Annotated in this window: 10 protein-coding genes; 4 read left to right on the top strand and 6 right to left on the bottom strand. The window is 62.5% G+C overall.

From position 1 onward, the window contains the following. The first annotated feature begins 788 nt into the window (after positions 1–788). From LOY31_RS11985 to LOY31_RS11975, 3 genes are all read left to right on the top strand, one after another. Positions 789–1193 (top strand): hypothetical protein, encoded by a 405-nt coding sequence (locus LOY31_RS11985; protein WP_102686666.1) that lies wholly within the window; start codon positions 789–791, stop codon positions 1191–1193. 40 nt (positions 1194–1233) lie between these two features. After that, positions 1234–1650, top strand: a complete 417-nt coding sequence (locus tag LOY31_RS11980; RefSeq protein WP_179695433.1) for an organic hydroperoxide resistance protein — start codon at positions 1234–1236, stop codon at positions 1648–1650. 136 nt (positions 1651–1786) lie between these two features. Then, positions 1787–3220 carry a catalase gene (locus LOY31_RS11975; protein ID WP_258713325.1) on the top strand — a complete coding sequence of 478 codons (1434 nt, stop codon included), beginning with the start codon at positions 1787–1789 and terminating at the stop codon, positions 3218–3220. A 57-nt stretch (positions 3221–3277) separates the two neighbouring features. Here LOY31_RS11975 and LOY31_RS11970 read toward each other — a convergent pair whose 3' ends face one another. The 3 genes from LOY31_RS11970 to LOY31_RS11960 all read right to left on the bottom strand — a co-directional run bounded on the left by LOY31_RS11970 (position 3278) and on the right by LOY31_RS11960 (position 6463). Next, a complete protein-coding gene (locus LOY31_RS11970) occupies positions 3278–4696 on the bottom strand; it encodes an aldehyde dehydrogenase family protein (protein WP_258713324.1) in 1419 nt (472 codons plus the stop codon). 66 nt (positions 4697–4762) lie between these two features. Then, positions 4763–5512, bottom strand: coding sequence for a creatininase family protein (locus LOY31_RS11965; protein WP_258713323.1), 750 nt, complete (start codon positions 5510–5512; stop codon positions 4763–4765). Between the two features lie 135 nt (positions 5513–5647). After that, a complete protein-coding gene (locus LOY31_RS11960; protein WP_085605001.1) occupies positions 5648–6463 on the bottom strand; it encodes a helix-turn-helix transcriptional regulator in 816 nt (271 codons plus the stop codon). A gap of 134 nt (positions 6464–6597) precedes the next feature. Between LOY31_RS11960 and LOY31_RS11955 the strand changes: the two genes are divergently transcribed. After that, a complete protein-coding gene (locus LOY31_RS11955; RefSeq protein ID WP_258713322.1) occupies positions 6598–7812 on the top strand; it encodes a CynX/NimT family MFS transporter in 1215 nt (404 codons plus the stop codon). 46 nt (positions 7813–7858) lie between these two features. Here LOY31_RS11955 and LOY31_RS11950 read toward each other — a convergent pair whose 3' ends face one another. The 3 genes from LOY31_RS11950 to LOY31_RS11940 are packed head-to-tail and all read right to left on the bottom strand — an operon-like array spanning position 7859 to position 10237. Further along, on the bottom strand, positions 7859–8635 hold the full coding sequence (locus LOY31_RS11950) for an alpha/beta fold hydrolase (protein ID WP_085688145.1): 777 nt from the start codon (positions 8633–8635) through the stop codon (positions 7859–7861). 24 nt (positions 8636–8659) lie between these two features. Continuing rightward, positions 8660–9169: a cytochrome P460 family protein gene (locus LOY31_RS11945; RefSeq protein ID WP_258713321.1), complete on the bottom strand. Its 510-nt coding sequence runs from the start codon at positions 9167–9169 to the stop codon at positions 8660–8662. Between the two features lie 24 nt (positions 9170–9193). After that, entirely contained in the window at positions 9194–10237 is a 1044-nt protein-coding gene (locus tag LOY31_RS11940; RefSeq protein WP_258713320.1) for an alpha/beta fold hydrolase, read from the bottom strand. Between the last annotated feature and the right edge of the window lie 13 nt (positions 10238–10250).

Here is a 10250-nt window from a genome sequence, read left to right as displayed (position 1 = left end):
TATTTTTGTGATCAGGCAGCGACAGCACGCGCCCTGCCAGTCAGGCCCCGGCATCAGGTGCCGGTACGGTCATTCGAATTCAGGAGGATGGCGCGGCGCGCGCGTGCAGACTCGCGTTGAACGCGGGCACACGTAAAAAGTCGGGGGGAGACAGGCTGGAGAAGAACACCGCCGCGCGGTCGGCGCAGGCAGCGGGAAAGTGGGCTGAATCGTTGGCGACAGACATCGCCCCGTTCACTGCATCGACGATTGCAAACCGCGTGACCAATTGAAACCTCTACTTCCATTTGAGGGTCAACGACGAGGAACAACCTGCGCGGGGATGACAGCGCCAGGGTGGTCCCGATCGGCTGCGACTGCCGGGTCTGTAGACACACGGCAATCTTCTGGCGCCGGGTTTGTGACCCGAAGCGCCGGCGGATAATAACCACGTTTTTTGTTAGGGAGGCAAACAAAATGTAGGAAATTTGCTAAATAAATATCGGACGTTTCCTACATGGTTGTGACGATGGCAAAGGGACAGGGATGTCAAAAATGCTCGTACACCGTACCGCCGTTTCCTGCAGGCCACGGGCATCGAAAACCGCTGCAGCGTCTTGAGTGGCCAGCGAAAAAGTCACCACGCGACCTACCTCGATAGCCGGGCGCTAACAAGCGCTAACAACGCATAACTGGCAGTCATTCGGCTGTGAAGGCAGGCTTGAATCTCACCGCTGAACGCCAGGCCACCTGCAAATCTTTTCGGCAGCCGCGCTCAGTCGAACGACGGTTTTGCGAGGGATTCGACCATGGCTGAAGGTTATCGCCACACTTGCCTGTGCGAGTCAGACCGGCTCGGCAACGACGAATTGTATGCCTTGGTCGCGGGCGCCGTCCGGCATGGCCGGGGTGAGGCGCAACAGCTGTTCGCGACGGTGACACCGTTGCTCATCGCCTTCTACGAAGGTCAGGTGCAGGCCGGGCGGATCCGTCGTGAAGACACCGGCGGCCTCGTTCAGCAAGCCTTCAGGGCGCTCTATCAGGAACAGGCCGCCCATGACCCGAGCTTTCCGTTTCGCGCCTGGCTGATCGAGATCGCCCGCACGATCCTGCTCGACAACCTGGGCCATCGCGGCACTGACGCCGTGGCCACGGCCGACGCGCTGGCGGGTGCTTCTGCACGTGAATGTCATGAACCCACACGGGCAACATGAACCGCCCTTTTCGCTGTGAAATGCTCTTCAGGGAATGCCCATGATCGATATCGAAAAAACCCTCTACTCCGCGCATACCTGCACCACAGGAGGCCGCGAGGGCACAGGACGCAGTCACGATGGCCGACTGGATCTCAAGCTTTCTCCACCCGGCGCGCCGGGCACCGGAACCAACCCCGAGCAATTGTTCGCCGTGTGCTGGTCGGCCTGCTTCCTCGGCTCGCTGCGCCATGCCTGCAACGCGCGCAAGATCGGTTTTCCTGCACAAGCGATGGTTGATGCGCAAGTCGATCTGGCTCATGGGGAGCAAGGGTTCTTCTTGCAGGCCCAACTGGCGGTGTCACTGCCGGATATCGAACCGCAAGTGGCGCTCCAGCTGATCGACGCAGCGCACCAGAACTGCCCCTACTCCAAGGCTACGCGCAACAACATCAAGGTCAGCATCACCCTCGCCTGATCCGTCTTTTGCCGACACCAAAACGCAATCCATTCCAACCACACCTTGGTGCTATCCGGCGACACCATGGTGCAATAGATCGCACCCGGGGCTTTTGATGTGATGGCGGGAAACCGACAAAAGCCAGGAGTTGCGCATGAACAAGCTGACAACTGCTGCGGGCGCGCCCGTGGTTGATAACAACAACGTACAGACGGCGGGCCCGAGAGGCCCGATGCTGTTGCAGGACGTCTGGTTGCTGGAAAAACTGGCGCACTTCGATCGGGAAGTCATCCCCGAGCGACGCATGCACGCCAAGGGTTCGGGCGCGTTCGGTACCTTCACGGTCACCCACGACATCACCCGTTTCACCAAGGCCAGACTGTTTTCCAGCGTGGGCAAGACCACCGATGTGTTCGTCCGTTTTTCGACCGTGGCCGGCGAGCGTGGCGCGGCGGACGCCGAGCGTGACATCCGCGGATTCGCCATCAAGTTCTATACCGAGCAAGGCAACTGGGATCTGGTGGGTAACAACACGCCAGTGTTCTTTCTGCGCGATCCGTTGAAATTCCCCGACCTCAACCATGCGGTCAAACGCGACCCGCGCACCAACATGCGCAGCGCCCGCAACAATTGGGATTTCTGGACCTTGCTGCCGGAGGCGCTGCACCAGGTCACGATTGTCATGAGCGATCGTGGACTGCCGCGCACCTACCGCCACATGCATGGTTTCGGCAGCCATACCTTCAGTTTCATCAGCCCGGCGAACGAACGTTTCTGGGTGAAGTTCACCTGGAAGACTCAACAAGGCATCGAAAACCTGACCGATCAACAGGCCGCGACCCTGATCGGCGATGACCGCGAAAGTGCCCAGCGCGACCTGTACAGCGCCATCGAGGAAGGCCACTTCCCGCAATGGAAGCTCTACGTGCAAGTGATGCCAGAGCTGGACGCCGACACTTATTCGATCAACCCGTTCGACCTGACCAAAGTCTGGCCCCACGCGGATTACCCGCTGATAGAAGTCGGTGTGCTCGAACTCAACCGCAACCCCGACAACTACTTTGCCGACGTCGAACAGGCGGCCTTCAACCCGGCCAACGTGGTGCCCGGCATCAGCTTCTCACCAGACAAAATGCTCCAGGCGCGCCTGTTCTCCTATGGAGATGCTCAGCGCTATCGCGTCGGCGTCAATCATCATCAGATCCCGGTGAACGCCCCGCGCTGCCCGGTCAACAGCTATCACCGGGACGGCCAGATGCGCACCGATGCGAACGCGGGCAGCACAATCGGCTACGAGCCCAACAGCTATGGCCAGTGGGCCGAGCAACCGGATTTCAGCGAGCCACCGCTGGCCCTGAAAGGCAGCGCCGGGCACTGGAATCACCGCGAGGACGACGACTACTTCTCGCAACCGGGCGCACTGTTCCGCGCCATGTCCCCCGCCCAGCAACAGGTCTTGTTCGACAACACCGCGCGCTCGATCCATGGCGCCAGCGCCCAGACCCGACAACGCCACATCGATAACTGCACCCGCGCCGATCCTGCGTACGGTGCAGGCGTTGCGCAGGCCATCGAAGCGCTGGGCTGATCCGCATTGACGTAGGCAGGGCAACCAGGAAAGATCCTGTTTGCCCTGCTGCCGTTATCAGTCCTCTACGATGCTTTTCGCTTCAAGAAATGCTTCCAGCCCCGACACCCCGAATTCCCTGCCGATCCCCGACTGCTTGACCCCGCCAAACGGCGCAAGCAACTCCGGTGCGATCCGGTTGATCAGCACCGAACCGGCCTCCAGCCGCGCAGCGATGCATCGGCCACGTTCGACCTCGCGGGTGAACACATACGCCTGCAAACCGTAGACGCTGGCATTGGCCAGGCGGATGGCGTCTTCCTCGTCGTCATAGGCCATGATCGACAGCACCGGGCCGAAAATCTCCTCCCGGGCGATGTCCATGTCGTTGCTGACATGGGCAAACACCGTGGGCTTCACGAAATAGCCTTGGCTCAGGCCGTGAGGCCTGCCCTCCCCGCCGACGATCAATCGTGCGCCCTGCTCCAGGCCACGCCGGATAAAGCCCTGCACGCGATCAAACTGCGCCTGGTTGACCAACGGGCCGATGGCGGTAGTCGGGTCCTGGGGATCGCCGACCACGGTCGCGTCAACCAGGGTTTTCACCCGTTCGATCACCTGCTGCAAGAACGCGCGCGGCACCAACAGCCGCGTGCCGGCGACGCAGGCCTGGCCGTTGTTCATGAAGGCGGCATTCAGTGCCATGGGGATGGCCGTTTCGAGATCCGCGTCGTCGAGCACGATGGATGCCGACTTGCCGGTGAGCGACAGACTCACCCGCTTCATCGTCTCGATGCCGGCGCGGGCGATCAGTTTTCCGGTGGCGGTGGAACCGGTAAACGAGACCTTCGCGACGTGCGGGCTGGTGCTGATCTCGTCGCCCACATCGGTCCCACGGCCCAGGACAATATTGATCACCCCGTTGGGCAGTTCCGCACGGTGCAAGGCGAGCGCGAGCACCTGGGTCTGCAACGGGCTGAGTTCACTCGGTTTGATGACCGATGCGCAACCGCCGGCAATCGCCGCCGCCAGTTTGCTGCACACCGTACCGGCGGTGCTGTTCCAGGGTGCGAACAACGCCGATACCCCGACCGGTTCCATCACGACTCTTGCCCGGCCCACAGGCCGGACCAGTTCGTAGTTCTCCAGCACCTGCGCCGCATTGGCAAAGGACTGCGACGCGTACTGGCTGACCCATTGCGCACGGGCCAACGGTGCGCCGTATTCCTCGATGGCGGTGTCGCGGATGTCTTCGGTGCTCTCCAGCACCGCTGCCTGAAGGCGTTTGAGCATCTCGATGCGTTCGGCTTTCGAGGTGCGGCCCATCGTGACTTGCGCACGCTTTGCGGCGGCGATGGCTTGCCTGGCATCGTCGCGATTGGCCAAGGTGACCGTACCGATGACGGACTCCGTCGCCGGGTTGATGCAGTTGATCGTTTCGCGGCCCTGAACGGGCACGAACGCGCCATCGATGTAGCTGTGACGAATAGTCCACATGGCGATATTCCCAAGGTGTTGAAACAGCAACGCCCGGAAAATCCGGGCGTTGATCAGGGCGACGCTTCAGTCGGGTAACGATTCGCGGCTGAAGGCTTGCACCTCCTGCACCAGACCGCGAGCGGCCATTTCCACCAGTTGCCGACCCTTTTCCGGCGAAGCCTGGGCCGGGTCCGAGCCCATGCGGCCGTCCGGATGACGGGCGCGGAAATCCGCCGCTTCACGGATCGGCCCCCAGTTGGCGATCTGCGGCGAATAATCGGCCGACTTGATGGAATCGGGATACGCCCATTGGGTCACGGCGATTTCCGAAGGCGTGGCATGAATGCCGTGGCCGGTCGGGAATTGGTCACGCGCCAGCTCGTTCACCCCTTCCAGATCCCACCAGTTGCACAGCTTCAGGGCGAACCCGGCCTTGCGCCGGGCGAAACTCGCTTCGGCGTACAGCTCCGAAAACGCTGCTTCGATTGAGGCGATGTTGCCGCCGTGGCCATTGAGGAAAAAGATCTTTTCAAAGCCGTGGGCGGCCAGCGAACGAGTCCAGTCGGCGATGGCGGCGATGAAGGTCGAAGGCCTGAGCGAGATGGTGCCGGGAAACCCGAGGTGATGCTGCGCCATGCCGATGTTGAAGGTCGGGGCAATCAGGATGTCCGCGGCTTTCTGCGCTTCATGGGCGATGATTTCCGGGCACATCCAGTCGGTGCCCAGCAGGCCGGTCGGCCCGTGCTGTTCGTTGGAACCGATCGGGATGACGATGGTGCGGCTGCGTTCGAGGAATTGCGCTATTTCGGACCAGGTCGATAGGTATAAAAGCATCAGGATTTCTCACTCTTCGAAGGTTCCTCGCGGAACGCGGGTGGGTGTTCAATGCACCTGCAACAGCAGCGTCATTGATACCACCCGCCTCCCTTCGACGACAGAATACGAAGGTATCGGAATCGCCAAAACGCCCTAATCGCGAACGAGAAATTCACGGGGCGATTCACCCATCACCCGTCTGAACATGGCACTGAAGGCACTCTGGCTGGCGTAGCCCAGATCCCGGGCAATCACCCCGACGGACTGTCCCTTGTCGAGCCGGTCGATGGCAGTCGCCAGCCGCACCTGCTGCAGCCAGTGGCGGAAATTCAGGCCGGTTTCATTGACGAACAGGCGTATCAGCGTGCGCGAACTGGCACCGACCCGGTCAGCCCAGTAACCGATCGAATGGTCTTGTCCCGGATCCTGCAGAATCGCCTCGCACACCGTGACCAGTCGCCGGTCCACCGGCCACGGCACTTCGATCGGCAACGTCCGGGCTCCCTGCAACTCACTGAGTATCAACGCCACGATGTGTGCGTTACGGCCTTCCTGTGGGTATTCGATCGGCTGCTCGGCCAGGGCCAGAATCAACTCGCGCAGCAGTCCGGGGATCTCCAGTACTTTGCAGTGATTGCCCAGCCCTGCGCAGACCTGCGGCTCGATGTAGATCGAGCGCATCTTGACCGCGCTCAGCATCAACTGGTCGTGGATCATCCCGGGCGGAATCCACAGGGCCCGCTTCGGCGGCAGGATCCACAATCCGCGCTCGGTGGCCACCCGCATCACCCCGTTCGAGGCATACAGCAATTGCCCGTGCCGATGCACGTGCGGCTCGTTGTATTCGCCGGTGGCCTGATCGCGCACCAGCACGGTCATTACGCGCGGCACGTCCTGATAGTCGGGATAACGTTCGCTGCGCGGCGCGGACTCACGCTGGGCGATGACCTTGCGCACCTCTCGTTTCATCGGCTGGCGTCTCCTGAAAACAGACCTTGATCGTGTTAAAGCGGCGATTGTCACTTGGGCGACAAACCCTGGCATTTGCCATTACCGGCCCATTGTTAGCCTTGCGCTCATTGTTCATCAATGAGGCTTCTCCCATGGCAATCACCCGCAATCTCTCCGGCCACCAGCAGAGCGTCACGGCGGTGATCGGCCTGCTGATCCTGTCCATCGCCTTGCGGCCGCCGATCATTTCGGTGGGGCCGATTCTGCTGTTGATCCAGCAGCACTTCCAGTTGAGCTATACCCAGGCCGCGCTGCTGACTTCAATTCCCGACATCTGCATGGGCGTGTTCGCGCTGGTGGTTCCGAGCCTGGCCAGACGCTTCGGGATCGATCGCAGTGTGGTGGTCGCACTGACGTTGCTGGGCGCGTCCACCTTGCTGCGGGCAATCTCGCCGAATGCATTTTTCCTGCTCGGCAGTACGTTCTTCGCCAGCATCGGCATTGCCGTAGCCGGCGCGATGACCGGCGCGTGGATCAAGACCCACTTTGCGCAGCGGCCGGCGCTGTTCATGGGCATTTATGCCGGCGGCCTGAGTCTGGGCGCGACTCTCGCGGCGGTGTTCAGCGCGCCGATTGCCGAGCTGGCGCAGGACTGGCGGGTCAGCGCCGGGTTCTGGAGCGTGCTGTGCCTCACCGCCATCGCCAGTTGGGTGTGGATGGCGCGGCGTTTTGCGACACCGGTGCCAACGGTGAAATCGCCGTCGAACCCGAGCAAACGCCTGCCCTGGGGCAATTCGCAGGCGTGGTTGATCGCGTTGAATTTCGGTGCCGGTCAATTCGTGGTCTACGCCCTCTTCGCCTGGATGGCGCCAGCGTCGGTGGAAGCGGCCACATCGAGTGTTTCCCCGGGCGTCCTGCTGGGCATTTTTACGGCGGTGTTCGCCGTGGCCAGCGTGGGTGCGGGGCTGATACCGGGCAAGGCCCACGACCGGCGCGGTTTGCTCGGGTTGTCGGCGTTGCTGGCCCTGCTGGGGGTGGGCGGCATGGCGTTCCTGCCGGCGTACTGGCCGATGCTGTATGTGGTGCTCGCGGCCATCGGCCTGGGCATGGGTTTTACCGTGGCCATGACCTTGCCGTTGGATCACGCCAGCACCAGCGAACAGGCCGGATTGTGGACTGTGTTCATGTTGTTCATCGGTTACCTGATCGCCGCGCTCGGGCCGCTGTTGTTCGGTGCCCTGCGCGAATACGCCGGACACTACGGCCCGGCGTACACCTTGCTGTTCGCGGTACTGCTGTTGATGCTCGGCATCACCCCCCTGCTCAGATTGGCACCGGCAACTTCGCCGCAGGTGTCCGTTGCCTGAGCGGGAGGTGACAGCCCTGCGACGCGCCTCGGCACGTCGCAGGGTTTCAGTTGGCCGCCGCAGCTTTTTCAATCAGCCGGGCCACCGGTGCCGGGTTCGACACCATCACTACGTGAGAGCCACCCTTGACCACCTCAACCGCCTTGGCATCCGCACGCTTGGCCATGAACGCCATCGCCTGGGGCGGGATGTTCTTGTCCTTGTCGCCGTAGATGTACCACGACGGAATGTGCTTCCAGGCCGGCGTGCCGGCCTGCTCGTTCAGCGCCGCTTCGGTGACCGGGCGTTGGGTCGCGGCCATCAGGGCCGCTTGTGCAGCCGGGACGTCGGCGGCGAACTGGTCGTGGAACTTGCTCTGCTGGATGTACAAGTCCTTGCCGCCGTCAGCCAGCGCAACGGGTGGCGCCAGCGTTGGCCCGAGGGTGCTGCCGGGAAACTTGCCGGCCAGCCCGGCGACGGTTTCACCGGCTTCGGGGGCAAACGCGCTGACGTACACCAGCGCTTTGACATTGGCATGATCGTTGGCCGCATCACTGATGACGTTGCCGCCATAGGAGTGACCGACCAGCACCACCGGCGACTGGATGCTGCTCAGCAATGCCGATACCGCTGCGCCATCGCTCTTGACGCCGCGCAACGGATTGGCCGCGGCGATCACCGTGTAGCCATCCTTCTCGAGAATCTTCGCCACGCCGTTCCAGCTCGATGCGTCGGCAAACGCGCCGTGCACCAGCACGACCGTGGGCTTGGCGGTCTGGGCGAAGGCATTGGCGCCCAGGCACAGGCCAACGGCAATGCTCAATGCTGTCAGTGTTTTTTTCATGTGGATGTTCCTCGTATGACGGATTCAGGGGGCGTATCGGGTGAAGACAAAATCGTGGTTCTGCACCCGCGCCTGATGGCAGGCAAAGCAGGTCTGGTGCTGGGCTTCATCAGCGGGTTTGCCGTTGATGAATCGGCCGAATCCCCAGCCACCGGTCGAAGCGTATTTGCGCGAGTCCTTGACCATCACCTGAACAGTGGTGGCCGCCCCCGGAATCGAGGCTGGCTCGAACTCCGGCGACTGCACGTGTTTCCACGCCAGCTTCACCAGCACCGTGCCGTCGGGAAACGGCAGCGTCTTGCTCTGGTAAGCCTTGATCGCCCGGTCATTGCCCAGCACCGCACGCAGTTCATCCAGCGGCGCGGCTTCCTGGGCCGGGGCAATCAGCGCCCACTGGCGATAGTTTTTCGGCAGTTTCACGCCGTAGATCGGCGAGGCGTCGCCGTCATCGGCCTCGCCCAACGCGACACCGGTGGCCGCCAGTGCCGCAAATGCAATGGCCGCTGGCAACACGGCCCAATGGTTGAGTTTCATCGTCGGATCCCCTCAGGCCAGCAGTCAGAGATGATCGGCATCGATCACCGCCTGAGCGAACGCCTGCGGCGCTTCCTGCGGCAGGTTGTGGCCGATACCGCCGCTGATCAGCCGGTATTCGTACTTGCCGGTGAAGCGTTTCGCGTAGGCCTCGGCCGGTGGGTGCGGCGCACCGTTGGCGTCGCCTTCGAGGGTGATGGTCGGCACGCCGATGGAGGGGAATGCCGCCAGTTTTTTCTCCAGCGGATCGTATTGCGTTTCCCCTTTGATCAGGCCCAGGCGCCAGCGGTAGTTGAAGATCGACACGGTGACGTGATCCGGGTTCTGCAACGCGGCGGCGCTGCGGTCGTAGGTCGCGTCGTCGAAGCTCCACTTCGGCGAGGCCAGTTGCCAGATCAATTTGGCGAAGTCATGGGTGTTCTTTTCGTAACCCAGGCGACCGCGCTCGGTCGCAAAGTAGAACTGATACCACCACTGCAACTCTGCAGCCGGCGGCAGCGGCGTCTTGCCGGCGTCCTGGCTGCCGATCAGGTAACCGCTCACCGCCACCAGCGCTTTCACCCGCTCGGGCCAGAGCGCGGCGACGATGTCGGCGGTGCGGGCGCCCCAGTCGTAGCCGCCGAGCACGGCCTGCTTGATCTTCAGGGCGTCCATGAAGTCGATCAGATCCTTCGCCAGCGCCGCCGGCTGACCGTTGCGCACGGTTTTGGCAGACAGGAAACGCGTGTCGCCATAACCGCGCGCGTAAGGAATCAGCACCCGATAGCCCTTCTGCGCCAGCGCCGGCGCCACGTCGGTGTAGCTGTGAATGTCGTAGGGCCAGCCGTGCAGCAGGATGACCACCGGGCCGTCGGTCGGACCGACTTCGGCGTAGGACACGTCCAGCAATCCGGCCTTGACGTGTTTCAGCGCGCCGAAGGAAACGTTGGTGCCGACGGTAATGGCGTCAATCTTGCCGGCGGGCACTTCGCCGGCGCTGGCGTATGCCGAGGCGATGCCCAGCGCAAGCGCCAGGATCGAACCGGCGAGCACGCGCCGGGATGGGGTTACAGCGTTAGAGTCAGTCATGCCGGGTCTCCCT

The sequence above is a fragment of the Pseudomonas sp. B21-021 genome, from assembly GCF_024749205.1.
Taxonomy (GTDB): Bacteria; Pseudomonadota; Gammaproteobacteria; order Pseudomonadales; family Pseudomonadaceae; genus Aquipseudomonas; species Aquipseudomonas paraglycinae.
The sequence above is the reverse complement of the archived record's forward strand: the minus strand, read 5'-3'. Positions and strand labels throughout refer to the sequence as shown.